This window comes from Nocardia sp. NPDC051832, assembly GCF_040681285.1.
In the GTDB taxonomy this organism is placed as follows: domain Bacteria; phylum Actinomycetota; class Actinomycetes; order Mycobacteriales; family Mycobacteriaceae; genus Nocardia.
In genome coordinates, this window is sequence record NZ_JBFAYL010000003.1 from 807500 (window position 1) to 832873 (window position 25374).

Here is a 25374-nt window from a genome sequence, read left to right on the forward strand (position 1 = left end):
CGGTCCGGTCACTCCGGCGAGTCGATATCCCGGGCGATCAGGGCCGCCGCGAAGAGTTGGGCGTGGTCGGGGCGGCCGGGGTCGTAGCCGGTGAGCGTCGCTATCCGGTTGAGCCGGTAGTTCAAGGTATTCCGGTGCACCACAAGTGATTCGGCTGCTTCCTGCCGGTTGTAGCCGCGTTCGATCAGCGCGCGCAGCGTAGCCAGCAGATGCTGGTGCTCGGCCAGCGGCTGCAGTAGCGACAGCAGCCAGGACCGGGCGGGACCGGGCCGGGCCAGCTGGTATTGGAGGGCGAGGTCGGACATTCGGTACACCCCGGTGGGCCGGTGTAACCGGTCGGCCAGCCGGACGATCTCGCCCGCTTCCTCGGCCGCCGCGCAGACCTGGGCGGGGCTGCTCGCGACGGCATGTCCGGCTACGGTGCGCAGTCCGGTGCCGCTCGCCATGCGTGCCACGAAAGTATCCAGCTTGCCTGGGGATTCGGTGTCCGAGGACGGTAGGAGTACCACGCCGCCGGTGCGTTCCATCGTGCTCAGCGCACGCGGTGACAGCGCTTCGATCTCGGTGTGCGCGAGCCGCAATACCGGGCGTCCGGCCCCGGTGGCCTTGCCCTCGGGTTCGGCGAGGCGAAACACCAGTACCTGGAAGCCGCCGTCCAAGGGAATCCCGAAACGCTCCGCCAGCAGGTCGGCGGACTTGCCGTGGACAAGCGCCTGGGCGACAGCGCGTTTGGCTTCGCGCTGCTCCCAGTGCAGGTCCTGGCGTTCGCGTAGATAAGCGCCCGCGACACCCGGGGTCACTGCGCCCAGGTAGCCCAGCACATACGGCACCAAAGCCAGCAGCTGCTCACGCTGAGCGGCCGTAGTCGCCAGCGCGGCAACCGAATTCCAGGCCGCCGCGGCGCCGTGGTGATAGACCGACAGGACGGTGTCGAGCGGCACCCCTTCCCGGGCCCGGTGCACCGCGATCTCGATCAGCTCGGTGACGTCCTCTTCACGCGGCACCCGCCCGTCGACAACCGAGTTCAGGAAAAGGCGCAGATTCGCCTCGGCCGCCTGGGGCAATGCGATGCCGACGAGTTCCGCGGGCAGATCCTGATAAGCGGGGACCTCCCGGAAAACCCCGGTCAGGGTTTCCCGGACCATCCCGGGCAGCAGCGTCCGCAGGAAGTCGACGAACTCGGCGCCGATGGCGGATTCCGGTGGCGATGTCATTTGACATTGTTCGCACAGACAAACATCCACGCGCAATAGCGGCAGGCGAGCTGATTCTTTCGTGCACGGCGCCAAAGGGCGATCCCGTCGAATGCACAAACTCGGCGGGTGAATCCTTGTCGAGCGAACGGTGACCTGCGCTATATCCGTCTGGGACGGTGTAGCGGTTCAATGCCGTACAGGAAAGAGAATTCGATGAGAGCACGCCGGATCCGCCTCGCCGCCGTCGCGGCCGCCGTGGGACTTCTGCTGTCGATGTCGGCCCAGCTCGCCGCCGCCGACACCGCCGGTATCCGGATCGAGCCGGTGCCCGCGCTCACGTTGCCGCCCGAACTCGACGAATTCTATGCTCCGGCTGCGGGAATCGTCGCTGCCGCCGCACCGGGGCAGGTGCTGCGGGCGCGGGCGATCGCGCCCGCGTTCTTCGGCATCGCGCACCTGAACGTCGATGCCTGGCAGCTGCTCTACCGGACAACCAATAGTTTCGGCGAGGCTATCGCGACGGTGACGACCGTGCTGAAACCGCGTGGGGCGCGGCCCGAGGGCGGACGGAAACTGCTCTCGTATCAGATCGCCGAGGACAGCGCCGCGCAGTATTGCGCGCCGTCCTATGTCATCCAGGCGGGCTCGATTCCCGCCGATTACGTGAACGCGGCGGAGGTTCTCATCCCGATCGCCGCGGGTATCGGCCAAGGCTGGACGGTCGCGCTCCCCGATTACGAAGGCCCGAATTCCTCGTACGGCACCTCCAAGCTCAACGCGCAGACCACGCTGGACGGTATTCGCGCGGTACAGAGTTTCGAACCCGCGCAACTGTCGGGCGTGGCAACCCCCACCGCCCTCTGGGGGTACTCGGGCGGCACCATACCGAGCTCCTTCGCCGCGGAGATCGCCCAGGATTATGCGCCGGAACTCAATATCGTGGGCATCGCGGCGGGCGGTGTCGCGGCCGCGGACTTCGCCGCCGCCCTGCGGCACAATAATCGCGGCCTCTACACCGGCTTGCTCACCGGCGTCTTGGCCGGAATGGCGAACGAGTATCCAGAGTTTCGCCAGCTACTCCGCGAGAACGTGGACCCGCTCGGCCAGCTCCTGATCGCCAGCAAATTCGTGCTCTGCCACCCGATGGGCACCGCCCTCGTGCCCTTCTACGATTTCCTCGCCGCATTCCGCGGCGGTGACCCGCTGAGCCACCCCGTAGTGCAGAAGATCATCGCCGAGAACTCGCTCGGCCAGCGCACCCCCTCGGTCCCGGTGTACATCTACCATGCCCAGAACGACGAAATCCTCCCCAACGCCGGCGTCGATCGCCTCGTCGACAAGTACTGCGCCGAAAACGCCCCCAGCGTCACCTACGTCCGAGAACTCTTGGCCGAACACATCTCCGGCGTCTTCACCCACCTCCCCGGCGCCTTCCACTGGCTCCGCGACCGCCTCGACGGCCACCCCGCCCAACCCGGCTGCACCATCACCAGCCCCACCACCATCGCCACCACGCCCGAATTCACCCAGGGTCTGACCGAACTCGTCCCCACCGCTCTCCAAGCCATCGTCGGCCAAGCCATCGGCGCCAACCGCTAGGGGCGGCATTCCGAGCAGCCGGTGGCATGAACGTCGGAGATGACTCGCCCGCATGCTGGGCATACCTCGTTCAGCATGCAGGCGGGTTCGCCGGTTGTGTCGTGCCGGGACGGGGGCGTTCCGCTCGCGTTCCGATCGTCCGCGGCGGCCGGTCGGTCGCGTTGCGGGCTGGATGGCGTGTTCACTCGGGTCGGTCGCCGGTGTCGGCGGGGTCGGTGGGGGTTGCGCCGCCCTCGTCGGACCAGTCGGAGCGGTCACCGGAACCCTTGGCCGGGTCGCTTTGGACGTCGTCGTCGGCCTTGTCCGGGCCGTTGCCGGTGTCGGTGGTCTTCGGCTCTGGATTGCTCATTACGGCGAACTACCCCGCGGGTCGGCTCGGAAACGGATCAGGTTATTGGAGGTAGCCCTCGACCTGGCCGACCGTGTTGACCTGTGCTTCGTCAGGGGAGGCGCCGGCGTCGATGCGCGCCCGCCGGTGCCGGAGCAGATCCCAGCACTGATCGAGCAGGACCTCCAGTTCGGCCAATTGCTTACGTTCGCTGACCGGGTCCACCTCGTGGGCCGCCGCCTTCGCGCGGAGCTCGTGCTCCGCGTCGACCAGTTGCTTGATTCGAGCCAGGACATCCTGTTCGGTCATGCCGACCATGCTATGCCCGCCTGGCTGTGTCCGCCGTGACCACACACGTGCTCGCGACCACACCTATGCGGTCGCAGCTGTGTGGTCGGGGTGACGCGGGTGCAGTCACGTTTCGGCGCGTGCGGTCGCGCGGACCGGCACGGCCTCACGTGCCGGGTGTTGTCGCGATGACGTGTGCGAGGCAGTCCGCGGCGATGGGGATGGCGGTGTGTAGGTCGGCTGAGGAGAGGGCTGCATAGCCGAGGGTGATGCCGAAGGTGTGGACGCCGAGGGCAGGGGGCAGGTTGATTGGTTTGGGGGAGGAGGGCATTCGGGGGTGGGGGTTTTCCTGGGCGGCGAGGTGGTGGCGGGCGAGGCCGTCGAGGGCGACGCCGTGGGCGCGGCCTTCGGTGACGGCGCGATCCTCGGCGGCGGCGGAGGGGAGCGGTACGACCACGTGCGAGCCGGCGTGGTCGCCGAGGACGGTCAGGCCGCGGTCGCGTAGGGCGCTGACCAGTAGTTCTCGGCGGGGCGGGAGGGTGCGGCGGAGGCGGCGGAGGTGGCGAGCCAGGTCGCCGTGGCGGGCGAGTTCGGTGAAGACGTGTTGTCCGGCGGGGCTGGGGCCTGTGCCGGTGCGTTCGCGATAGGTGAGCACGGCGTTCGCGATGGCGGGGGCGGCGACGAGCCAGCCGACACCGAGTGCGGGGGACAGGATTTTGCTGGTGGTGCCGAGGTGGATCACCACGTCCGGTGCCATCGCGGCGAGGAGCGGCAAAGGTGCGGTGTCGTAGCGTAATTCGCCGTCGTAGTCGTCTTCGATGATGGGAATGCCAGTGCGGCGGGCGAATTCGACGAGCTCTACGCGGCGGGCCGCGGGCATTCGCGCGCCGAGCGGGAATTGGTGCGCCGGAGTGCAATACACCGCCTTGACCCCGTCCGGGATCAGGTCGACACGCAGCCCTTCGGCGTCACACGGCACCGGGTGCACAGATATTCCGGCAGCCAGAAACGCGCCCATCGCGCGCTGATATCCGGGATCTTCCATTGCGACGACATCGCCGGGACGCAGCACGGCATTCGCGAATTCACTGACCGCCGAACTGCTTCCGGCTGTGGACAGCACCATCGTGGCACTGCTGGCCTGTAATCCGCGGTGCCGCAGTAGATGTTCGACGACGGCGTCCCGGTAGTCGGGTTCACCGGCGCGGTCCTTGCGACCCACGGCGGAGTTGTCCGCGGCTGCCCGCCAGGCCCGCCGCCACGCGCTCTGATCCAGGGCTTCGATACACGGCGCACCGGGGAACAGGTCGAGCAACTCCAGCGCCTGGTTCGGTCCGGCGACCGGCTCGGCCCTGGACGGCGTCGCCGCGGGGGCGGTCGTCAGGTACGTGCCCGACCCCTGCCTGCCGATCAGCCAGCCCTCCGCGTGCAGCTGGTCGTAGGCGGCGGCCACCACGGTGCGGCTCACCCCGAGCTGCTTCGCCAACGCCCGCGACGACGGCAGCCGATCCTCGGCGCGCAGCACACCGCTCGTCGCCGCTTCCCGTAAACCATCGGCGACCTGCACCGACAACGGTTCAGCCGCCGTCCGATCGAGCACGAGCGGGAGTTCCTCCAGCACCGCCCACCTCCTGATTGGCCTGCTCAAATTCTCGCGAATTGGCTATTCACGAATGCCACTTATCCCCGCAAGCTTGTCATATGAGCACGACAGCCAGCACCCGGACGCCTCTCTCGCCGACCCCGCGCAGCACCGTGACCCGCCTCAAGGATCGCGCCCGCACCGACCGGGCCGACCTGGACGCCGTCCTCGACGCCGGCCTGATCTGTCACCTCGGCGTCGTCCTCGGCGGCAGCCCCGTCGTCCTCCCGACCGTCTACGGCCGCGACGGCGACACCATCTACCTGCACGGCTCCACCGGCGCCGGCAACATGCGCGCCGCCTGCACCGGCGATATCTCCCTCGCCGTCACCCACGTCGACGGCCTGGTCTATGCCCGCTCCGCCATGCACTTCTCGATGAACTACCGCTCGGCGGTCGTCCGCGGCCGCCCCGTGGAAATCACCGACCCGGACCAACGCCTGCACGCCCTCCAGGTCATCGTCGAACACGCCGCCCCCGGCTCCTGGGACCGCGTCCGCCCACCCTCCAAGAAAGAACTAGCGGCCACCATCGTCCTGGCCTTGGACCTCACCGAAGCCTCCGTGAAAATCCGCAACGGCGGCCCCGGCGACGACCCCTCCGACATCGCCACCGGCGGCGTCTGGGCAGGCGTCCTTCCCTTGCAACAAACCTGGGGCACCCCCATCCCGTCCCCCGACCTCGACCCCGGCATCGAAACCCCCACCACCGTCCTCGACCGCACAACCGCCGCGCCGGCAATGGTTTGACCGCAGCCGCCGAGCAGCCTCAACGCCCCTCGGGGGTGCGGCGTGCGGTCAGCCGGCCGAGATCGATGGTCAACGCAAACGGAGCTTCGACGTGCACGACCCCTGTGACGCGTGGCGTTATGTGATAGACCCCCGCGTCGTCGAGGGTATAGACGGTCAGCCCGGCCGACTCACCGTGCAGGATGTCGACGACCCAGTAATGGGCGATGCCGTTTGCCGCATACTCGCCTGCCTTGATCGCGTAGTCGCGGACCGCGGACTCACCCGAGGAGGCGACCTCGATCGCGAGCACGATCTGCGCACTCAGAATCCGGGACTGCTCATCGACCTCGACGGGAGCGACCACGATATCGGGGACGCGTCGCGGTGAAGGTCCAACTGGAAGTTCGGCCTCCAGCTCCGGGAATGCCTCCAGGCCGGAGGGGAGTTGGTGATCGAGCTGGGCAACCAGTCGCTTCACTGCGCGGCTGTGCGGTGGAGCCGGACGAGCGTTCACGAGCAAGAATCCGTTCTCGATCTCGTAACGATGGCTGGTATCGACAGGCAGAGCGTCGAATTCTGCCACGCTGATCGGCTGCCTGTTCGAGATCGGCGCCATCTCGGCCGTCATCGTCCCGCCTCCGTTGTCGTATCGAGGTCACCATCATCGCACCCCAACCGATCGCCGTGCGGATCTCACCACAGCAGAATCGACGGACCATCACTGGGCAGCCTGGAAATAGGCGCGTATGACGGTGTGATGACCGATGATTCCGAGCTGCAAGCGTGTCTTATTCGGCTGCTTGTGGCGGCCGACCCGCATTGGGAAAGGCCGGTGGGGCGGGGCGGGGTGGGTGATGACGTCTATCGGCGGTTTCAGCTGTTGGAGGCGACGCGGCTGCAGTTGAGTGGGGTGTTGTGGGCGCGGCCGGAGTGGGTGGTGGCGAGGGGCGGCGAGGTGTTCGCGGTGATCCTGCTCGATGACGGGTGGTCGAGTCAGCTTGTGCATCCGTTTGTTGCCGCTGTGGGTCGGCGGGTGGTTTTGGAGCGGCTGATCGGGGCGGTCGAGGATGAGGGGCTGCCGTATCAGCTGCGGGCGAATGCGGCGCAGGCCGCGTACTGGGTTCGCTGCTGGGAGCCGAGGGAACTTCAGGAACTGCGGCGGGCCGCGGTGGTGGCGGGGGCGGGCTCGGCCGCGGAGGTCAACGCCTATGTGCAACGGCACCGGCGACCTGAGCGGGTGGCGGATGACATCGATGATTTGTGGCCCCGGTTCTGGCGCAGCTGTGTGGTTGTCTTTGTGGGCTGCGAGGATTCGACGGTTCGGCGCAGGCTGCAAACGGCGTTTCCGCTCGAATCAACCTGCTATCCGGACGAGTTCGCTGGGATGATCCGGGCCGCCATGGTCATCGCCGAGGCTGATGCCGCCGCATTCGAGCGCTTGTTGAACGGTTCGACAGGTTTCGGACATTCGATCTGATTGGCCACTTGGAATCACCAGTGCGACAGCGGGATTCCCAGTGTGTCGATGAGTTCGGTGAGCGCCGCGGGTGACTTGATCTCCGGATCCAAAGCGACCAGGGCCAAGGTGTAGTGCTCGCCGATCTGGCACAGATAGCCGGACAGGCGGGTGCGTGGGAGGTGTTGCAGGCCAGGGTGGATGGCGCGGGCGGCGACGCCGGTGCAGTGGTGGGAGCCGAGGGTGGTGAGGGTGTCGGGGAGGGGGCCGATGTTGGAGCAGAGGATGTCGCGTTCGCCGGCTCCTTTGGCGAGGGTGTGCGCCCAGCGGTCGGGGATTACCTGGAGGATCTCCTCGGGCAAGCCGCCTGGGCTGGACATGCGGTGTTCGTAAGCCTCGCGGGCCTTTTCGCGGAGGGTGGCCGGGTTGTCGGCGCGGGTGATGGTGATCGCGGTCATGGCGAGGTCGTTGTCAGCGCGCGGTTCGTCGCGGGTGTCGACCGGGAGGCTGGCTTCGATCTCGTCTCGCGGGAATCCGCTGTTCCACAACAAGTTCGCGATGATCCAGATGAACAGGCTGTTCGCGGTGCCGCCCTGGTCGGCGGCAAACCGGTCCCATTCGGTGGTGGGGCAGTGCAGGATCGCGCTGCGGGGAGCGGAATCCACGGCGAAAGCGCGGCCGGTATCGGTGGTGCTGGGGCGTTCCGGGAGGCCGTTGCGCAGCGCGCGTGCGGTGCCGCGGAGGACGATCGACCACTGGCGTCGCGCGTCCGTCCAATCGGAGCTGTTATCGGGGGAAACATCTTGCACCACAACAGCATCCGAGTTTCGGGCAGCGCTGGGTGCAGGCTTCCGTGGGGAAGTCGGACGCGAATCCGGCTTCCCCACGGAAGCCGACTCCGGGTCGCCGAGATCGGTACCCATGATCCCCGCCAGTGCGGCGTCCACCGCGTGCACCAGCCCCCGCCCGTCGGCGAGCGCATGCGAACAGGTCAGCGACACTACTGTGCCGCCGTCGTCGAGCAGTGTCGCCGACAATCGCCAACCAGGCCCGAACTCCGGATCGAGACCGCCGCCCTGCGTGTCGGCCCAATCCAACAGCGCCGCAGCAGGAATCGGCGTGGCCGAGTAATCCAGGGGATAGGCACGCAGCGTCGCCTGCCACCCCCGGCGCGCGCCCGGCACCCGCGCCCGAATCACCCTGCGCCCCAACTGCCCCGCGCTGAGCGCCCGATGCACCTGCTCCAACAGCGCCGGTTCGACGCGATCGACCGTCCGCCACAACCCTTGCAGCGCAATGGGAGTACCCATCCCGCGGTGGGTGCGGAGGAAGATCTCGTCGACGACGCTGAGGCGTTCCATCAGGGTTGCGGCGCTCCGTGCCGTCCCGCGCCCGCCGCGAATCGCGCCGCGCCTTCCAGCGCGCCGTCCATCAGGGCTTTCAACCCGTGCTGGAACTCGTTGCGCAGCGCGGCTTCCTCGTCGAGACCGTCCTGTTCCAGCATCGACATCCGATCCGAGCGCAGGCAGGTCTGGGGGAGCCCGGCGAGCTCGGCGGCGAGCTGTTCGGCGGCCTTGCGCGCCTCGCCGGTCGGTACGACGCGGTTCACCAGGCCCATCTGCAGGGCTTCCGCCGCGTCGACGGCCCGGCCGGTGAGCACCATGTCCATGGCGCGCCCGTGACCGACGATGCGGGGCAGGCGGATGGTGCCGCCGTCGATCAACGGCACACCCCAGCGGCGGCAGAACACGCCGAAGGTGCTGTCCTGCTCGGCAACTCGCAGGTCGCACCAGAGCGCGAGTTCCAGTCCGCCCGCGACCGCGTAGCCGGAGACCGCGGCGATCACCGGCTTGGACAACTTCATCCGGGTCGGGCCCATCGGCCCGTCGCCGTCTTCGGCGGCGTGGTTGGAGCGTTCGGTGCCGAGCGCTTTGAGGTCCGCGCCCGCGCAGAAGGTGCCGCCGTCACCCCAGAGCACCGCGACCGCCGCGTCCGGGTCGGCGTCGAAGGCGCGGAACGCCTCGGCCAGCGCCGCGGCGGTCGGGCCGTCGACCGCGTTGCGGGCCTCCGGCCGGTGCAAGATCACCGTGGTCACCGGTCCGTTGTGTTCGACTCGCACACTCATTGCTCGCACCCTTTCGCCGCCCTGCGTCCCCTCGACCCTACGACCTGACCGGCCTTGTGTGAAGAAGTGAATCCATGTTTCACTTCTTGCGTGGTGTACCGCAGGACCCCGGCCGTGCAGGCCAGACTCGACGCGCAGGCCGCACTCATCGTGCAGGCCGCGACCCGGGTGCTGTCGCGGGACGGTTTCGCGGGACTGTCCATGGCGGCGGTCGCCAACGAGGCAGGCGTGGCGACCGGCACCGTCTACAAGCACTACGAGGGCAAGACCGATCTGGTGACCGCGGTGTTCCGCCGGGTGGTCGCCCGCGAGGTCGAGGCGGTGCGCGCGGCGGCCGCCGCGGGCACCGCGACCGAACGCGTCGCCACCGCCGTGGAAACCTTCGCCGGCCGCGCCCTGAAGAACCCGAAACTCGCCTACGTGCTGCTCGTCGAACCGGTAGACGCCGTGGTCGACATCGAGCGCCTGCACTTCCGGCACGCCTTTGCCGAGGCTTTCGAATTCGCTGTGGCCGAAGGGGTCTCGCGCGGCGAGCTGCCGCCGCAAGACGCCCGCACCAGCGCCGCCGCGCTGGTCGGCGCGATCGGCGAGGTGCTGGTCGGCCCGCTGGCCCACGCCCCGCACGGTGAATCCGTTGTCCCAGAACTCGTCTCGTTCGCGCTGCGCGCCCTGGGCGCCACCCGATAGGAGCACTCGATGCCGACCCATGAAGTCTTCAATCAAGTCCCCGACATCACCCCCTTCGATGTCTCGCGCAACCCCGCGCTGCTGGAGGGCCTGCACCGCGAGGGCGCGGGCTGGGCCGAGCCGGAGCTGCGCGAACTCGGCGTGCGCGCGGGCTCGGCCGAGGTCCAGGAGTGGGGCCGGCTGGCCAACGAGTACCCGCCGGTGCTGCGCACCCACGATCGTTACGGCCACCGCGTCGACGAGGTCGAGTTCCATCCGCACTGGCACGACCTGATGAATGTCGCTGTCGCGCACGGCTTGCACGGCTCCCCGTGGATCGATGACCGCCCGGGCGCGCACACCGCCCGGGCCGCCAAGTTCTACACCTGGGGCGCGGCCGAAGCCGGGCACATGTGCCCGATCTCGATGACCTACGCCATTGTCCCGGCGCTGCGCCATAATCCGGAGTTGGCCGCCAAGTACGAGCCGCTACTGGCCTCGCGCACTTACGATTTCGGGCTGCGTGAACCCAGCACCAAGGCCGGGTTGATCGCGGGCATGTCGATGACGGAGAAGCAGGGTGGCTCCGACGTCCGCGCCAACACCACCACCGCGACCCCGCAACCCGACGGCAGCTACCGCATCGTCGGCCACAAGTGGTTCACCTCGGCGCCCATGTCCGACATGTTCCTCACCCTTGCCCAGGCCCCGGGCGGTCTGTCCTGCTTCCTGCTGCCCCGGGTGCTGCCCGACGGCACCCGCAATCCCCTGCGTATCCAACGGCTCAAGGACAAGCTGGGCAACAAGTCCAACGCCTCCTCCGAGCTCGAGTACGAGAACGCCACCGGCTGGCTGGTCGGCGCGGAGGGCGCGGGCGTGAAGACCATTATCGAGATGGTCAACATGACCCGCCTGGACTGTGTGATCGGCTCGGCGACCGGCATGCGCACCGGCGCGGTGCTGGCCGTGCACCACGCCCGGCACCGGGAAGTGTTCGGCGCCAAGCTGATCGACCAGCCCGCCATGCGCAATGTGCTGGCCGACCTGGTGATCGAATCCGACGCCGCGACCACGGTGATGATGCGCCTGGCCGGCGCCACCGATCGCGCCGGGAGCGATCCCGCCGAGGCCGCGCTGCGCCGAATCGCCTTGGCGGTCACCAAGTATTGGGTTTGCAAGCGCGCACCGGCGCACGCGGCCGAGGCGCTGGAATGCTTCGGCGGCAACGGCTATGCCGAGGAATCCGGCATGCCGCGCCTGTATCGGGAGGCCCCGCTCATGTCGATCTGGGAGGGCTCCGGCAATGTCGCGGCCCTGGATGCCTTGCGCGCCATGGGCCGTCAGCCCGAATCGGTCGAGGCGTACTTCGCCGAGGTGTCCCTCGCCAAGGGCGCGAACCCGCACCTCGACGACGGCATCGCCCAGCTCGGCAAGGAGCTGTCCGATCTCTCCGACATCGAGTTCCGCGCGCGCCGCGTCGTGGAACTCATGGCACTGGTGTTGCAGGGCGCGCAACTGGTCCGGCACGGGCACTCCGCCGTCGCCGACGCCTTCTGCGCCAGCCGCCTGGGCGGCGACTGGGGAATCGCCTACGGCACCTTGCCGACCGGCGTCGACACCGCCGCCATCCTCGAGCGGGCTTACGTCGCCTAGGCGAGTTGCGGGCCGGCAATCGGTTCGTTACCTTCGGTTGGCTAACGACCACGCAGGCCGACGCGACCCGGAGGACGACAGAGCTCGATGTGTGCGGACAGTGCTGAAATAGCTGGGGATTCTTTGCATTTCGGACATGCGATCGACCGCTCGCGAGGGGTGTCGTGAGCCGCCACGGCAAACGCCGTCACGCCCGGCCCGAGCCTGTGCGGCCGCAGTGGTTCGACGAGCAAGAGCGATCTTCCAGTTATCAGCCAGATCCGGGTCCCCGCAGACGCGGCGCGCACCGGATGCCGCCACCGCCACACGCACTGCGCGGCCGGGCTGTCGCCGTCGCGATGGCGGCGGGCGCGCTGGTCTCGGCCGGTCACCTCTGGCGTGACCTGCAAAAGCCCGCGGACACACTGCAATACCAAGCCATGGCGCAGCCCCGCGCGGTCGCGCCCAGTGTCGAATCCGAGCTGCTCGAGGAAGCCGCACCGGCCGAGCTCGGCCAGTTCGGCGACGTCCTGCACAACGGCGAGAAATTCGCCGAGCACCTGCAAGCCGAACACGACGCCGCCCTGCGCCCGCTGTTCACGAAGTTCGCCACCGGCATCTTCAGCTCCGGCTACGGCCAGCGCTGGGGCGTCCTGCACGGCGGCGTCGATGTCGCCGCGCCCATCGGCACGCCCATCTTCGCGGTCGAGGACGGCACCGTCATCAGCGCGGGTCCGGCCGAAGGCTTCGGCATGTGGGTCCGAGTGCTCGGCGACGACGGCACCGTCTCCGTCTACGGCCACATCAACACCGCCCTGGTCGATGTCGGCCAGCGCGTCCTGGCGGGCGACGAGATCGCGACCGTCGGCAATCGTGGCGAATCCACGGGCCCGCACTGCCATTTCGAGGTGTGGCTGCACGGCACCGAACGCATCGATCCGCTCCCATGGCTGGCCACCCGCGGTATCAGCCTCGGCCCCGAACGCGGCTAGGGCCGGATCTGTGCGTGCGCGCCGTGACCGAGCGCACGCGGTGATCCGGCGCACGGTTTGCACTCAGCTTCGGCAGGTGCGGTCTAGCGTCGGAAACATGGCACGTACAACGAAGTACACGCAGTTCATCGCTCTGCCCGCCGAGTCGGTGTGGAGCGTTGCCGGGGACCTGCAGCGGTGGCCGGAATGGAATCGGGGCGTCGTTTCGGTGCGTCTGCACGGGCCGGTCGCGGTCGGGACGACGGGGGATTACCTGCCGAGGGGGCGCGCCAACGAGGCGGTGCACGGGCGGTTCGCGAAGCCGTTCACGATCACCGCGGTGGTCCCGGGTCGGCAACTGACGCTGGAGCAGCCGGAACCCGCGGGGACGATGCGGATTTCCTGGACGTTGACGCCGCGGGACGGTGGCACCGAGATCGCGCAGGAGCTGACCTTCAGCGGGCCTTCCGCGCCGGTCGCCCGCGCGGTCGTCGGCACCTTGCTGGAGCGCGACGCCCGCGTGTGCTTCGCCCGGCTCGCGCGGCTGGCCGGCATCGCACCCGCGGAATCCGGGCTGACCACCGTAATCGCCGGTGGCACCGGAGCTTTGGGTAAGCAGATCGCCGCCGATCTCACCTGCCGCGGATACCGTGCGGTCATCCTGACCCGGCGCCGCGATCCGGCGCTGCCGTTCGAGCAGGTGGAGTGGGACGGCAAGACCGTCGGCGAGTGGGTTGCGGCGCTGCGTAATCCGGGCCCGACGGCCCTGATCAACTTGGCGGGCAAGCTCGTCGACTGCCGCCCGACCGAACGCAATATCGCCGAACTCCGCAGCAGCCGAGTCGATTCCACCGCCGCGCTGGTCGCGGCGGCCGCCACGCTGCCACAGCCGATCGACTACTGGTTGCAGGCCAGCACCACCGCGATCTGGTCGGACGCGGGCGAAACCCGCTGCACCGAAACCACTCCGCTGCCCACCGGGCTACCTCAGATGACCGGTGTCGCCGAGCCGTGGGAGCGAGCCTTCGAAGGCGCGAACGCCGAGCACTGGACCATCCTGCGCACCTCCATCGTGCTCGACCCGCAAGCTCCGGCCTTGAAACGGCTCGCCCAACTCACCAAGGCCGGCCTGGGCGGCCGCGTCGGCAGCGGCGACCAATGGTTCAGCTGGATCCACGTCGAGGACTGGCTGACGATCGTCCGCGCCGCCCTCGGCCTCGACCCGGACCTCGCCCTCCCGAACGGAATCCTGGTCGCCGCCACCGACTTCCCGGTCCGCAACCGCGACCTGATGGCCACCCTGCGCCGGCAGCTACACCGTCCACCGGCCCCGCCCACTCCGGCCGCGATGCTCGCCATCGGTGCGGTAGTCCTGCGCACCGACGCGGCCCTCGGTCTGACCGGCCGGCACGCCACCTCGAAGGTCCTGCGCGAGGCGGGCTTCAACTTCCAGTACCCGACCCTCGACGAGGCTTTGACAGACCTTCTACCGCATTGAGCGCAGGTCAGAGCTTCTCCAGCGGGCTGTGCTGCGGAATCAAGCGGACCTTGCCCGACTCGCCGAAGTCGATGAGCACGGTCGCCAAGGGGCCCGCGCCATCGGCGGAGACCACGCGGCCGAGACCGTACTTGTCGTGCGTGACCCGATCACCTACGGCGAGCACAAGGTTCTTGTTGCCGCGCGGCGACGCACCGCCGGGGGCGGGGCGGCGCGGGCCGCGGCTCTGCACGCCGGGGCGGCTGTCCGAGGACCAGCCGTCGCCGCGAGTCCAATCCCGCTCCAGGCCGTCGTCGTCACCGCGGCGACGGAAACCGCGGGTCACCGGTGACGGCGCGGGCTCCAGCCGACGCCAATCCATCAGGTGGCCCGGGATCTCCTGCAGGAAACGGGATTCCGGGTTCTGGGACGGCTGGCCCCAGGCCGAACGGATGATCGCCCGGCTCAGGTACAGCCGCTGCCGGGCCCTGGTGATGCCGACGTAGGCGAGGCGGCGCTCCTCCGCGAGTTCGGCGGGATCGCCGAGCGCGCGCATGTGCGGGAACTGCCCGTCCTCCCAGCCGGTCACGAAAACCACCGGGAATTCGAGGCCCTTGGCGGTGTGCAAGGTCATCATGGTGACCACGCCGGTGCCCTCGTCGGGGATCTGGTCGGTGTCGGCGACCAGCGAGACCCGCTCCAGGAACGCGGCCAGCGAACCCGGGTCGGGTTCCCCCTCGCCGGCTTCGGGCAGCATGCCCTCGGCGCGGGCGGCCTCGGCGTTGTTGTGCGCCTCGGAGCTGAATTCCCGCGCTACAGACACCAATTCGTTGAGGTTGTCCAGCCGCGCGCCGTCCTGCGGATCGTCGGAGGCTTCCAGCTCGGCGCGGTATCCGGTGCGGTCCAGCACCGCCTCGACCACGTTGCCCACATCCGGGAAGTCCGCATCCGCTTGCACCCCTGCCGCCCGGATCTCCTCCAGCAGATCCAGGAATCCGGCGATGGCCCGCTGCGCCCTGGTGTTCAGCAGCGCCACCTTGCCGTCCGCGGCGTCGCGCAACGCCGCGGCGAAACCGATGTCGCGCTGCTCGGCGTGCACCGCCACACACGCTTCGGCGCGGTCGCCGATGCCGCGGCGGGGGGTGTTCAGGACGCGGCGCAGACTCACCGCGTCGTCCGGGTTCTCCAGTACCCGCAGGTAGGCGACGATGTCGCGGACCTCTTTGCGCTCATAGAACCGGACGCCGCCGACCACCTTGTAGGGCAGGCCCATCCGGATGAAGATCTCTTCCAGCGCCCGCGAATTGTTGTTGGTGCGGTAGAACACCGCGACGTCGCTGTAGTTCGCGTCACCCTGGTCGACCAGCCGGTCGATCTCGCGGGCCACGAACGAGGCCTCGTCGTGCTCGTTGTCGGCGACATAGCCGACGATCAGATCGCCCGCGCCGGAATCGGTCCACAGCTTCTTGTCGCGCCGGTTCTCGTTACGCGAGATGACCGCGTTGGCGGCGGACAGGATGTGCTGGGTGGAGCGGTAGTTCTGTTCCAGCAGAATCGTTTCCGCGTCGGGGAAGTCGCGTTCGAATTCCTCGATGTTGCGGATGGTGGCGCCGCGGAAGGCGTAGATGGACTGATCCGCGTCACCCACGACGCACAGCTCGCTCGGCGGTACCGCCTCGTCCCGGCGCACCGGCTCGAAATCCGGGTCCGCGGCGGCCGCGCCCGCGTCGACATCGTCGAGCTCCGGGCGGCCGTGATGGCCGACCAGTTCGCGCACCAGCACGTACTGCGCGTGGTTGGTGTCCTGGTACTCGTCGACCAGGACATGCCGGAAGCGGCGCCGGTAGTACTCGGCGACCTGGGGATGCTTTTGCAGCAGCGCGACGGTCTCGCCGATCAGGTCGTCGAAGTCGAGCGCGTTCGCCGCGCGCAGCCGACGTTGATATTCGGTGTAGACCCGCGCCACCAGTCGCGGCAATTCGCCGCTGTCATCGGTTTCGGCGTCGGCGGTGGCCTGGACCGGATCGATCAGCTCGTTCTTCAGATTGGAAATGGCGGTGGCCAGCAGCCGCGCCGAATACTTCTTCGTGTCGATGTCGAAGTCGCGGCTGATCATCGTGAGCAACCGCCGGGAATCATCGGCGTCGTAGATGGAGAAATTCGAATTCAAGCCGGGCAGCAGCCCGGCCTGCATGCGCAGGATGCGCACACAACTGGAATGGAATGTCGACACCCACATGTTGTTGGCGCGCGGTCCGACCAGGCCGGTGACCCGCTCCCGCATCTCCGCGGCAGCCTTGTTGGTGAACGTGATGGCGAGGATCTGGCCCGGGGTGGCGCCGCGGGCGGCGAGCAGATACGCGATGCGCCGGGTGAGGACGGCCGTCTTCCCCGAGCCCGCGCCCGCCACGATCAGCAACGGCGCACCGGTGTGCACGACCGCGGCGCGCTGCTGCGGGTTCAGGCCCTCCAGCAGCCGCTCGGCCTCCTCGGTGCGGCGCTGTTCCCGCTCGGTCCGGCGCAGCTCCTGCTCGTCGGCCCGGCGCTGTGCTTGCGCGGCGAGCGACCCCGGCGCCCCGGCCGGACCGGTATCGACCTGCGCGTTCTGGGGAGCGTCGGAGTGCCGGTTACGCCCGGCCTGAGTCTGAGGAGCCACCGTGATGTCCATTGCCCATCCACGCTACCGGCGGGCACCGACAAGGCAGAAGCCCCGGCCCCGCGTCCAGGGTGCCCTCCCGCCGATGGCTAATATCTAGTGAACGCAATGTGCCGTCGGGCCGGGAAACCGGTCGCTTCCGGGGCTCGCAGATTCACAAATAGAAGTGTTTTGCATTGCTTCGGACCCGTGGCAGACTGGCGACATGATTTGCGCCACCGCGTCTACGCCGCACCGGTTACCAGCCGGGTATCGCCGCCGGACGCGATTCAGGTAGCTGAGCGCACTTTCCGGGGGGACGATGGAAGACCACCAGGTCTAATCACGGGTGAAAGAACCGGAGCGGACGGTAACAGCCCGCGCGCGCCAGCCGATCCATGTTCTGACACGAGGAGATGAATGATGAGCACCCCTGCCACGACGCACGGCTCCGATGCGGCACTCCCGCAGACCGAGGCTGAGATCGACAAGCTCCGCAAGGAGATCGACCAGCTCGACGCCGAGATCCTGGCTGCCATCAAGCGCCGCACCGAAGTCTCGCGCATCATCGGCCGCACTCGGATGGCGTCGGGCGGCCCGCGACTGGTGCACAGCCGCGAAATGAAGGTGCTGGAACGCTTCAGCGAGCTCGGCCAGGAAGGCCACACCCTCGCCATGCTGCTGCTGCGTCTCGGCCGCGGCCGCCTCGGCCACTGATCCAGCGGGACAACCGTTTCCCCCAGGCCGCCCCGGGTGTTCATGCACCCCGGGGCGGCTGTTTTTTGTGCTCAGGTGAGGGCGATGTACTTCGTCGAGAGATATTCCTCGATGCCCTCGGTACCGCCCTCGCGGCCGAAGCCGGAGGCCTTCACGCCGCCGAAGGGTGCGGCCGGGTCGGAGATGACGCCGCGGTTGACGCCGACCATGCCGGATTCCAAGCTCTCCGCGATGCGCAGGGCCCGGTCCAGGTCGCGGGTGTAAACGTAAGAGACCAAGCCGAATTCGGTGTCGTTGGCGGCGTCCAGCCCGGCGCGTTCGGTGTCGAAGCCGATGATGGGCGCGACCGGGCCGAACACCTCCTCGCGCAGGATGCGGGCGTGCGGCGGAACCTCGGTGAGGATGGTCGCCGGGTAGAACCAGCCCGGTCCGCCGGGCGCCTTGCCGCCGAGGCGGACCTGCGCGCCGGCCTCGACCGCATCCTCGACGAGTTCGGTGACCGTGTTCAGCTGGTCCTCGTTGATCAGGGGGCCGAGGGTGGTGTCCGCGTCGGTGCCGGGGCCCAGCCGCACCTGGCTGGACATCGCCGCCACCAGCTTGGTGGTGAATTCCTCCAGTACCCCGTTCTGCACGTGGAAGCGGTTGGCCGCCGTGCAGGCCTCGCCGCCGTTGCGCAGCTTCGCCAGCATCGCCCCCTGCACCGCCGCGTCGACGTCGGCGTCGTCGAACACCACGAACGGCGCGTTGCCGCCGAGCTCCATCGAGGTGCGTAGCAAGCCGTTCGCGGCCTGCTGGACGAGCTTCTTACCGACCTCGGTGGATCCGGTGAAGGTGAGCTTGCGCAGCCGCGGATCGTCGAGCAGCGGCTGCGTGACGGCACTGGAACGGCTGGTGGTGACCACGGACAGCACCCCCTCCGGCAGCCCGGCCTCGGCGCAGAGCTGGGCCAGCGCCAGCATGGTCAGCGGCGTCGCCGAGGCGGGCTTGACGATCATGGTGCAGCCGGCGGCCAGCGCGGGCCCGATCTTGCGGGTGCCCATGGCCAGCGGGAAGTTCCACGGCGTGATCGCCAGGCACGGCCCGACCGGCTGCTTGTGCACCATGATCCGGCCGGTGCCGGATGGGGCGTGCAGATAGCGGCCGTGCACCCGCACCGCCTCCTCGGCGAACCATCGGAAGAACTCGGCGCCGTAGCGCACCTCGTTGCGGCTCTCCGGCAGCGCCTTGCCCATTTCCAGGGTCATCAGCAGCGCGAATTCCTCGGCGCGGGCGGTGAGCTGTTCGAAGACCCGCCGCAGGATCTCGCCGCGCTCCCGGGCCGGGGTGGCGGCCCAGCCGGCCTGCGCCGCCTCGGCCGCGTCCAGGGCGCGCATCGCGTCCTCGGGAGTCGCGTCGGCGACCCGGGTGAGCACCGCACCGGTGGCTGGATCGTGCACCTCGAAGGTGGCGCCGCCGGTGGCGTCGACGGGCCCGCCGATCCACAGCTGCGTCGGTACGGCTTGCAGAAGTTCGCTCTTCGACACCATGCGCCCAGCCTAGGCCGCGGCGACTTCCGGAAGCCGCCGAAACCCGACGCGGATTGTGCCGCAGCGCATCCCCACCTGCTCCGGCGGGTGGTTCCCGTGCGCGATGGTAGGGCTGCCAGTAACCTCGGCAGACGTGAGCAGCGACATCACCGCATCGGCGGCCTGGCGGAAACTGCACGAGCACTACGACGGCGTCGCCGAGCGACACCTCAGAGAGCTCTTCGCGGACGACCCGGCACGTGGTCGGGAGCTGACCGTCGCGGTCGGTGACCTGCACATCGACTACAGCAAGCACCGGATCACCCGGGAAACCCTGCACCTGCTGGTGCAATTGGCCGAGGAAGCCGGCGTCGCGCGCCGCCGGGACGCGATGTATCGCGGCGAGCACATCAACACTTCCGAGGACCGCGCCGTCGGCCATATCGCGCTGCGCCTGCCCGCGGGCGAGCCGTTGACCATCGACGGCGCCGACGCGGACACCGAAGTGCATGAAGTCCTGCGTCGCATGGGCGATTTCACCGACGCGCTGCGTTCGGGCCAGTGGCGCGGCGCGACCGGTGAACGCATCTCCACCGTGGTGAACATCGGCATCGGCGGCTCGGACCTCGGCCCGGACATGGTGCACAAGGCGTTGCGCCACTACGCCGACGCGGGCATCGACGCGCGCTTCGTCTCGAATGTCGACCCCGCCGATCTGGTCGCGAAACTGCACGGCCTGGATCCGGCGAAAACCCTGTTCATCGTTGCGTCCAAGACGTTTTCGACGCTGGAGACGCTGACCAACGCGACCGCGGCCCGGCGCTGGCTGGTGGCCGCGCACGGCGAGGACGCCGTCGCCAAGCACTTCGTGGCGGTCTCCACCAATGCCGATCGGGTGGCCGAATTCGGCATCGACACCGCCAACATGTTCGGCTTCTGGGATTGGGTCGGCGGGCGCTACTCGGTCGATTCCGCCATCGGGCTCTCGGTGATGGCCACCATCGGCAAGGAACGCTTCGGTGAGTTCCTGGCCGGAATGCACGCGGTGGACCAGCATTTCGCGACCGCGCCGCTGGAACAGAACGCGCCGGTGCTGCTCGGCCTGCTCGGGGTCTGGTACTCGAACTTCTTCGGCGCGGAATCGCGTGCGGTGCTGCCGTATTCGAACGACCTGGCCCGCTTCCCCGCCTACTTGCAGCAGCTCACGATGGAGTCCAACGGCAAGTCGGTGCGCGCCGACGGTACCCCGGTCACCACCTCCACCGGCGAGATCTTCTGGGGCGAACCGGGCACCAACGGCCAGCACGCCTTCTACCAGCTGCTGCACCAGGGCACCCGGCTGATCCCGGCCGACTTCATCGGATTCGCCCGTCCCACCGACGATCTGCCGACCCGCGACGGCACCGGCAGCATGCACGACATCCTGATGAGCAACCTGTTCGCCCAGACCAAGGTGCTCGCCTTCGGCAAGACGGCCGCGGAGATCACCGCCGAGGGCGCCGACCCGAAGGTGGTGCCGCACAAGGTGATGCCGGGCAACCGCCCCAGCACCACCATCCTCGCGCCGCAGCTGACCCCGTCGGTGGTGGGCCAGCTCATCGCCCTCTACGAGCATCAGGTGTTCGTCGAGGGCACCATCTGGGGCATCGACAGCTTCGACCAGTGGGGCGTGGAACTCGGCAAGCAGCAGGCCCTCGAGCTGGCGCCCTTGCTCACCTCGGCGGAGGCGCCCGCCGCCCAGGGCGATTCCTCCACCGACGCGCTGATCGGCTGGTACCGGGACAACCGCTAGGCCTTACTCCAGGTAGTACCGCCCCTGATGGCCGCGCAGCACCAGATCCGCGCGGCCGCGGGTGGCGGCGATCCGGTCGGCGTTGCGAAAGTCGCTGTCATGCACCTTCAGCCGGGCGGCGCCGACGGTGCGCCCCCCGCGAATGTGGCGGCGCAGCAGTCTTTTCTCCAGCAGTCGCCGGTCGGCGTCGAGGTACCAGCATTCGTCTAGCAACTTGCGCACCGCCGACCATTCCTGCCCTTCGGCATCATCGAACAGCAGATAGTTGCCCTCGGCGACGATCACGCGCTGGTCCGCGAAAACGATGCCGCCGGGTGTGGGTTCGTCCACCCTGCGATCGAAGGTCGGCCACGGTACCGGCGCGCCGAGCGGCTCGTCTCGCAGCCGGCGCAGGTTCTGCACGAACCCGGCGGCATCGAAGGTATCCGGTTCGCCCTTGCGCGTCAGGTTGCCCGCCGCGCGGAGTTCGGCATTGGACAGGTGATATCCGTCCATCGGCGCGACCTCCGCGACCGGCCCGCCCGCCCGGGTGTTGATGGCATCTCGCAAACCTGCCGCGAATGTCGATTTCCCGGCTCCGGGCGGCCCCGCGACGCCGAGTAGGTACCGATCCGGTCCGGCGGCTGCCAATACCCGCTCCGCCAGGTGGCCCCACGACATCGCCGTCATTCCGGCAACGCTACTCGCGGGCCGCCCCGAAATCAGTTGTTGTGACGGCGATTCAGCGCCGCGGCGTCAATCGCGCTGGACACCGAGGCCGATGCCCCGGGTGGCCAGCCACGGCACCGGGTCGACCTTGTCGACGCCGTTGAGCCAGACTTCGAAATGCACGTGCGGACCGGTGGAGAAGCCGCGATTGCCCATGGTGGCGATCTGATCGCCGGCCATGACGCGCTGCCCCTGGTACACCGTCGCGGTGTCGATGTGGCCGTAGATGGTGACGGTGCCGTCGTCGTGCAGCAGCCGCACCCACATACCGAAGCCGGCGGCGGGGCCCGCTTCGATCACGGTGGCGTCGGCGACCGCGTAGATCGGGGTGCCGATGGGACCGGCGACGTCGATGCCCAGATGCTGGACGCCCCAGCGCGCGCCGTAACCGGAGGTGTAGTTGCCCGCGGCGAACTTCGCGAACAGCGGCCGCAGCTTCGCGGCCTCGGCGGCGGCGAGCTCTTCGGCGTACTTGCGGCCCTTCTCCAGAATGTCGGAGAACTGACCGAAGTTGGTGGGCGCGGAGACGTTGAGGACCTGCGGTGCGACCGCGGAGGCGCCGGGCTCTTCCAGGCTGACCGACTGTGCGGCGATCTCGTGGATCTGGCCGGAGGCTTCGTAATCGATGCTCTGCGAGGGCTGTTCGGGGGAGGCCATCGCGCACTGGCCGGCGGCGACGACCGCGCCCGCGGCGACCGCGACGACCGCGGCGCGGCCCTTGAGGGCGGCCGGCGGTGCGGGCATCCGGTGCGCGCCGCCGCGGCGGGGCTTGGTGACGGCGGGCAGTTCGGTGGATTCGGGGGCCCATTCACCGGTGTCCGGAGTCCAGTTCGCGCCGGCGTCGGGCACCCACTCGTCCTCGGCGGCCGGGGCCCAGGTGTTCTCGGGTTCCGGCGTCCAGGATTCGTCCGCGGCGGGCGCCCAATTGTGCTCGGGTTCCGGCGACCACGCGTTGTCGGCAGCGGGGGCCCAGTTGTCGTTGGACGCCCAGGCGCCGCCGTCGGACCACGAATCCTGCTCGGCCCACTCGTTGTTCGTGGCCCAGGCGTTGTTCTCGTAGCCGCCGTTGTCGTAGGCGGCGTAGTCGTCGTACTGCTCTTGGTGTGCGGGCTCGGCGGCGGGGGCCGCGGCGGCGTACCGGCTGTTCGACGACGGGAAGGAGCGGTGACCGGTATCGGCTACGGCGGCAAAGGGTTCGTTGTCGTCACGATAACGATGTCCCGAGCGAGTGCGATTTCCGGAAGCGAAGGTGGAGCGATGATTCATCGGAGATGCCACATCGTGAAGCGGTTGGACCTGGTGGAGCGGGGAGGAACCGGCGCCCACAGGGAACGGTGAACCTGTGGAGTGCTGCTGTGCGTCAAGCTTGCCGTCCTCCTGGTTGTGACCGAGTTGTGACATCGACCGCAATGACGGTAACGAAACGATTGCAGGGTCCGCAAGCGTTGCGCCCGATCGGTACAAACATGTGAGATTGATCACGGTAACGATACGTTAGGTCTCACGGTGCGCAGGGCACCCTGGTGAGGTTAATCGACGACATTGCGTAGTACACACGCGCCGACGGGCGGGATGTCCTGTCTAACCTGGCGCGGCGTCAACAAGCTACTCGTCGGTAGCCTTGGCCAGCGGTTTCTTCGCGCCGCTGATCTGCTCGTGACCTGCGCCACTTACGATGAACGTGGCCGATTGGCCTTCCATGTGACTGGTTAAAGTCCGAGCCGACCCGCTTCCGACGTCGGGCCGCCAACAAAGACGTTGTCATAGCAACGCAGACGAGACGGTGAGTACATGGATCTCTTCGAATATCAGGCGAAGGAGCTCTTCGTTAAGCACGGAGTGCCTTCGTCCGAGGGCCGCGTCACGGATACAGCCGAAGACGCCCGCGCCATCGCCGAGGAAATCGGCAAGCCGGTGATGATCAAGTCCCAGGTGAAGGTCGGCGGCCGCGGTAAGGCCGGTGGCGTGAAGTACGCCGCCACTCCGGCGGACGCTTTCGAGCACGCCTCGAACATCCTCGGCCTGGATATCAAGGGCCACATCACCAAGAAGATCCTTGTCGCCGAAGCCAAGGACATCGCGGAGGAGTACTACATCTCCTTCCTGCTGGATCGGTCCAACCGCACCTACCTGGCCATGTGCTCGGTCGAAGGCGGCATGGAGATCGAAGAGGTCGCCGAGAAGACCCCCGAGCGCCTCGCGAAGGTTCCCGTCGACGCCGTCAAGGGCGTCGATCTCGCATTCGCGCGTTCCATCGCCGAGCAGGGCCACCTGCCCGCCGAGGTGCTCGACGCCGCGGCCGTGACCATCCAGAAGCTGTGGGAGGTCTTCATCGGAGAAGACGCCACCCTGGTCGAGGTCAACCCGCTGGTGCGCACCCCCGAGGGCGAGATCCTGGCCCTCGACGGCAAGGTCACCCTGGACGAGAACGCCGAGTTCCGGCAGCCGGGCCACGCCGAGTTCGCCGACCTCGACGCGACCGACCCGCTCGAGCTCAAGGCCAAGGAGAACGACCTCAACTACGTCAAGCTCGACGGTGAGGTCGGCATCATCGGCAACGGCGCCGGTCTGGTCATGTCGACCCTGGACGTCGTCGCCTACGCCGGCGAGAACCACGGCGGCGTCAAGCCCGCCAACTTCCTCGACATCGGCGGCGGCGCCTCGGCCGAGGTGATGGCCGCGGGCCTGGACGTCATCCTGGGCGACGCGCAGGTCAAGAGTGTGTTCGTGAACGTCTTCGGTGGCATCACCGCGTGTGACGCGGTCGCCAACGGCATCGTGAAGGCGCTGGAAATCCTTGGCGCCGAAGCGAACAAGCCGCTGGTCGTGCGCCTCGACGGCAACCGTGTCGAGGAGGGTCGCAAGATTCTCGCCGATGCCAACCACCCCCTGGTGACGCTGGCGCAGACAATGGACGAAGGCGCCGACAAGGCCGCCGAACTGGCTGCCGCCCGCTAACGACGGCCGAGTAAGGACAAACAGAGAATGTCTATCTTCCTGAACAAGGACTCCAAGGTCATCGTCCAGGGCATCACCGGCGGCGAGGGCACCAAGCACACCGCGCTGATGCTGAAGGCCGGCACCCAGGTCGTCGGCGGCGTGAACGCGCGCAAGGCCGGCACCACGGTGTCGCACACCGACGCCGACGGCAACGCCGTCGAGCTGCCGGTGTTCGCGACCGTCGAAGAGGCGATGAAGGAGACCGGCGCGGACGTGTCGATCGCCTTCGTGCCGCCGAAGTTCTCCAAGGACGCCATCATCGAGGCCATCGACGCGGAGATTCCGCTGCTCGTGGTCATCACCGAGGGCATCCCGGTGCAGGACTCCGCCTACGCGTGGGCCTACAACGTGGAGAAGGGCCAGAAGACCCGCATCATCGGCCCGAACTGCCCCGGCATCATCACCCCGGGTGAGGCGCTGGTCGGCATCACCCCGGCCAACATCACCGGCAAGGGCCCGATCGGCTTGGTCTCCAAGTCCGGCACCCTGACCTACCAGATGATGTACGAGCTGCGCGATTTCGGCTTCTCCACCGCCATCGGCATCGGCGGCGACCCGGTCATCGGCACCACCCACATCGACGCCATCGAGGCGTTCGAGAAGGACCCGGAGACCAAGCTCATCGTCATGATCGGCGAGATCGGCGGCGACGCCGAGGAGCGGGCCGCGGCCTACATCAAGGAGAACGTGACCAAGCCGGTCGTCGGCTACGTCGCGGGCTTCACCGCGCCCGAGGGCAAGACCATGGGCCACGCCGGCGCCATCGTCTCCAGCGGCGGCGGTACCGCGCAGGCCAAGCAGGAGGCCCTCGAGGCCGCGGGCGTGAAGGTCGGCAAGACGCCGTCCGCCACCGCCGCCCTGGCGCGCGAGATCCTGGAAAAGGGCTAGATCAAAGCCTGATTCGCG

The 25374-nt window shown here is 68.4% G+C and carries 22 protein-coding genes; 11 read left to right on the forward strand and 11 right to left on the reverse strand.

Going from position 1 to position 25374, the window contains the following annotated elements:
* Nucleotides 1–8: 8 nt before the first annotated feature.
* Nucleotides 9–1214, reverse strand: coding sequence for a helix-turn-helix domain-containing protein (locus AB0M14_RS21350; protein ID WP_364997511.1), 1206 nt, complete (start codon nucleotides 1212–1214; stop codon nucleotides 9–11).
* Nucleotides 1215–1409: 195 nt separating this feature from the next.
* On the opposite strand from AB0M14_RS21350, the gene AB0M14_RS21355 reads away from it, so the two are divergent.
* Entirely contained in the window at nucleotides 1410–2795 is a 1386-nt protein-coding gene (locus AB0M14_RS21355; RefSeq protein ID WP_364997513.1) for a lipase family protein, read from the forward strand.
* 181 nt (nucleotides 2796–2976) lie between these two features.
* On the opposite strand, the gene AB0M14_RS21360 is transcribed toward AB0M14_RS21355, so the two are convergent.
* From AB0M14_RS21360 to AB0M14_RS21370, 3 genes are all read right to left on the reverse strand, one after another.
* Nucleotides 2977–3144, reverse strand: a complete 168-nt coding sequence (locus tag AB0M14_RS21360; RefSeq protein WP_364997515.1) for a hypothetical protein — start codon at nucleotides 3142–3144, stop codon at nucleotides 2977–2979.
* Nucleotides 3145–3186: 42 nt separating this feature from the next.
* Nucleotides 3187–3432 carry a DUF2630 family protein gene (locus AB0M14_RS21365; RefSeq protein ID WP_364997517.1) on the reverse strand — a complete coding sequence of 82 codons (246 nt, stop codon included), beginning with the start codon at nucleotides 3430–3432 and terminating at the stop codon, nucleotides 3187–3189.
* A 145-nt stretch (nucleotides 3433–3577) separates the two neighbouring features.
* The gene (locus AB0M14_RS21370; protein WP_364997519.1) at nucleotides 3578–5032 is read right to left on the reverse strand and encodes a PLP-dependent aminotransferase family protein; all 1455 of its coding nucleotides are present in this window, start codon (nucleotides 5030–5032) and stop codon (nucleotides 3578–3580) included.
* Nucleotides 5033–5112: 80 nt separating this feature from the next.
* On the opposite strand from AB0M14_RS21370, the gene AB0M14_RS21375 reads away from it, so the two are divergent.
* A complete protein-coding gene (locus tag AB0M14_RS21375) occupies nucleotides 5113–5802 on the forward strand; it encodes a pyridoxamine 5'-phosphate oxidase family protein (RefSeq protein WP_364997521.1) in 690 nt (229 codons plus the stop codon).
* A 19-nt stretch (nucleotides 5803–5821) separates the two neighbouring features.
* Here the strand turns inward: AB0M14_RS21375 and AB0M14_RS21380 are convergent, their stop codons facing one another.
* A complete protein-coding gene (locus AB0M14_RS21380; protein WP_364997523.1) occupies nucleotides 5822–6412 on the reverse strand; it encodes a Uma2 family endonuclease in 591 nt (196 codons plus the stop codon).
* 129 nt (nucleotides 6413–6541) lie between these two features.
* Between AB0M14_RS21380 and AB0M14_RS21385 the strand changes: the two genes are divergently transcribed.
* The gene (locus tag AB0M14_RS21385) at nucleotides 6542–7261 is read left to right on the forward strand and encodes a hypothetical protein (protein ID WP_364997525.1); all 720 of its coding nucleotides are present in this window, start codon (nucleotides 6542–6544) and stop codon (nucleotides 7259–7261) included.
* A gap of 14 nt (nucleotides 7262–7275) precedes the next feature.
* Here the strand turns inward: AB0M14_RS21385 and AB0M14_RS21390 are convergent, their stop codons facing one another.
* Entirely contained in the window at nucleotides 7276–8601 is a 1326-nt protein-coding gene (locus tag AB0M14_RS21390; protein WP_364997527.1) for a hypothetical protein, read from the reverse strand.
* Nucleotides 8601–9365: a crotonase/enoyl-CoA hydratase family protein gene (locus AB0M14_RS21395; RefSeq protein WP_364997529.1), complete on the reverse strand. Its 765-nt coding sequence runs from the start codon at nucleotides 9363–9365 to the stop codon at nucleotides 8601–8603. The genes AB0M14_RS21390 and AB0M14_RS21395 overlap by 1 nt, the downstream gene beginning before the upstream one ends.
* A gap of 90 nt (nucleotides 9366–9455) precedes the next feature.
* Here AB0M14_RS21395 and AB0M14_RS21400 point away from each other — a divergent pair, with 90 nt between their 5' ends.
* From AB0M14_RS21400 to AB0M14_RS21415, 4 genes are all read left to right on the forward strand, one after another.
* A complete protein-coding gene (locus AB0M14_RS21400; protein ID WP_364997531.1) occupies nucleotides 9456–10052 on the forward strand; it encodes a TetR/AcrR family transcriptional regulator in 597 nt (198 codons plus the stop codon).
* Between the two features lie 9 nt (nucleotides 10053–10061).
* Nucleotides 10062–11684, forward strand: a complete 1623-nt coding sequence (locus AB0M14_RS21405) for an acyl-CoA dehydrogenase family protein (protein WP_364997533.1) — start codon at nucleotides 10062–10064, stop codon at nucleotides 11682–11684.
* Nucleotides 11685–11974: 290 nt separating this feature from the next.
* Nucleotides 11975–12655, forward strand: coding sequence for a M23 family metallopeptidase (locus AB0M14_RS21410; protein ID WP_364997535.1), 681 nt, complete (start codon nucleotides 11975–11977; stop codon nucleotides 12653–12655).
* Nucleotides 12656–12752: 97 nt separating this feature from the next.
* A complete protein-coding gene (locus AB0M14_RS21415) occupies nucleotides 12753–14132 on the forward strand; it encodes a DUF1731 domain-containing protein (RefSeq protein WP_364997537.1) in 1380 nt (459 codons plus the stop codon).
* Between the two features lie 7 nt (nucleotides 14133–14139).
* Here AB0M14_RS21415 and pcrA read toward each other — a convergent pair whose 3' ends face one another.
* Nucleotides 14140–16779, reverse strand: coding sequence for a DNA helicase PcrA (gene pcrA / locus AB0M14_RS21420; protein ID WP_364997539.1), 2640 nt, complete (start codon nucleotides 16777–16779; stop codon nucleotides 14140–14142).
* A gap of 390 nt (nucleotides 16780–17169) precedes the next feature.
* Here pcrA and AB0M14_RS21425 point away from each other — a divergent pair, with 390 nt between their 5' ends.
* Nucleotides 17170–17463: a chorismate mutase gene (locus tag AB0M14_RS21425; RefSeq protein WP_194815952.1), complete on the forward strand. Its 294-nt coding sequence runs from the start codon at nucleotides 17170–17172 to the stop codon at nucleotides 17461–17463.
* 71 nt (nucleotides 17464–17534) lie between these two features.
* On the opposite strand, the gene AB0M14_RS21430 is transcribed toward AB0M14_RS21425, so the two are convergent.
* The gene (locus AB0M14_RS21430) at nucleotides 17535–18989 is read right to left on the reverse strand and encodes an NAD-dependent succinate-semialdehyde dehydrogenase (RefSeq protein WP_364997542.1); all 1455 of its coding nucleotides are present in this window, start codon (nucleotides 18987–18989) and stop codon (nucleotides 17535–17537) included.
* A gap of 133 nt (nucleotides 18990–19122) precedes the next feature.
* Between AB0M14_RS21430 and pgi the strand changes: the two genes are divergently transcribed.
* Entirely contained in the window at nucleotides 19123–20760 is a 1638-nt protein-coding gene (gene pgi / locus AB0M14_RS21435) for a glucose-6-phosphate isomerase (protein WP_364997544.1), read from the forward strand.
* Between the two features lie 3 nt (nucleotides 20761–20763).
* On the opposite strand, the gene AB0M14_RS21440 is transcribed toward pgi, so the two are convergent.
* Together AB0M14_RS21440 and AB0M14_RS21445 are read right to left on the reverse strand one after the other, a co-directional pair.
* On the reverse strand, nucleotides 20764–21429 hold the full coding sequence (locus AB0M14_RS21440; protein ID WP_364997547.1) for a nucleoside/nucleotide kinase family protein: 666 nt from the start codon (nucleotides 21427–21429) through the stop codon (nucleotides 20764–20766).
* Between the two features lie 66 nt (nucleotides 21430–21495).
* The gene (locus AB0M14_RS21445; protein WP_364997549.1) at nucleotides 21496–22734 is read right to left on the reverse strand and encodes a M23 family metallopeptidase; all 1239 of its coding nucleotides are present in this window, start codon (nucleotides 22732–22734) and stop codon (nucleotides 21496–21498) included.
* A gap of 525 nt (nucleotides 22735–23259) precedes the next feature.
* Here AB0M14_RS21445 and sucC point away from each other — a divergent pair.
* Both sucC and sucD read left to right on the forward strand, forming a co-directional pair.
* Nucleotides 23260–24426: an ADP-forming succinate--CoA ligase subunit beta gene (gene sucC, locus AB0M14_RS21450; protein WP_364997551.1), complete on the forward strand. Its 1167-nt coding sequence runs from the start codon at nucleotides 23260–23262 to the stop codon at nucleotides 24424–24426.
* Between the two features lie 27 nt (nucleotides 24427–24453).
* The gene (sucD, locus tag AB0M14_RS21455; protein WP_364997553.1) at nucleotides 24454–25356 is read left to right on the forward strand and encodes a succinate--CoA ligase subunit alpha; all 903 of its coding nucleotides are present in this window, start codon (nucleotides 24454–24456) and stop codon (nucleotides 25354–25356) included.
* Nucleotides 25357–25374: the final 18 nt, after the last annotated feature.

Bases quoted from the DNA above. Each gene is read 5' to 3' on its own strand.
- AB0M14_RS21415 (WP_364997537.1), top strand. From the start codon at position 12,753: ATGGCACGTACAACGAAGTACACGCAGTTCATCGCTCTGCCCGCCGAG.
- AB0M14_RS21440 (WP_364997547.1), bottom strand. From the start codon at position 21,429: ATGACGGCGATGTCGTGGGGCCACCTGGCGGAGCGGGTATTGGCAGCC.
- AB0M14_RS21405 (WP_364997533.1), top strand. From the start codon at position 10,062: ATGCCGACCCATGAAGTCTTCAATCAAGTCCCCGACATCACCCCCTTC.
- AB0M14_RS21385 (WP_364997525.1), top strand. From the start codon at position 6,542: ATGACCGATGATTCCGAGCTGCAAGCGTGTCTTATTCGGCTGCTTGTG.
- AB0M14_RS21430 (WP_364997542.1), bottom strand. From the start codon at position 18,989: ATGGTGTCGAAGAGCGAACTTCTGCAAGCCGTACCGACGCAGCTGTGG.
- sucD (WP_364997553.1), top strand. From the start codon at position 24,454: ATGTCTATCTTCCTGAACAAGGACTCCAAGGTCATCGTCCAGGGCATC.
- AB0M14_RS21355 (WP_364997513.1), top strand. From the start codon at position 1,410: ATGAGAGCACGCCGGATCCGCCTCGCCGCCGTCGCGGCCGCCGTGGGA.
- AB0M14_RS21375 (WP_364997521.1), top strand. From the start codon at position 5,113: ATGAGCACGACAGCCAGCACCCGGACGCCTCTCTCGCCGACCCCGCGC.
- AB0M14_RS21365 (WP_364997517.1), bottom strand. From the start codon at position 3,432: ATGACCGAACAGGATGTCCTGGCTCGAATCAAGCAACTGGTCGACGCG.
- AB0M14_RS21410 (WP_364997535.1), top strand. From the start codon at position 11,975: ATGCCGCCACCGCCACACGCACTGCGCGGCCGGGCTGTCGCCGTCGCG.
- AB0M14_RS21395 (WP_364997529.1), bottom strand. From the start codon at position 9,365: ATGAGTGTGCGAGTCGAACACAACGGACCGGTGACCACGGTGATCTTG.
- AB0M14_RS21380 (WP_364997523.1), bottom strand. From the start codon at position 6,412: ATGACGGCCGAGATGGCGCCGATCTCGAACAGGCAGCCGATCAGCGTG.
- pcrA (WP_364997539.1), bottom strand. From the start codon at position 16,779: ATGGACATCACGGTGGCTCCTCAGACTCAGGCCGGGCGTAACCGGCAC.
- AB0M14_RS21445 (WP_364997549.1), bottom strand. From the start codon at position 22,734: ATGAATCATCGCTCCACCTTCGCTTCCGGAAATCGCACTCGCTCGGGA.
- AB0M14_RS21425 (WP_194815952.1), top strand. From the start codon at position 17,170: ATGAGCACCCCTGCCACGACGCACGGCTCCGATGCGGCACTCCCGCAG.
- AB0M14_RS21390 (WP_364997527.1), bottom strand. From the start codon at position 8,601: ATGGAACGCCTCAGCGTCGTCGACGAGATCTTCCTCCGCACCCACCGC.
- AB0M14_RS21360 (WP_364997515.1), bottom strand. From the start codon at position 3,144: ATGAGCAATCCAGAGCCGAAGACCACCGACACCGGCAACGGCCCGGAC.
- sucC (WP_364997551.1), top strand. From the start codon at position 23,260: ATGGATCTCTTCGAATATCAGGCGAAGGAGCTCTTCGTTAAGCACGGA.
- AB0M14_RS21350 (WP_364997511.1), bottom strand. From the start codon at position 1,214: ATGACATCGCCACCGGAATCCGCCATCGGCGCCGAGTTCGTCGACTTC.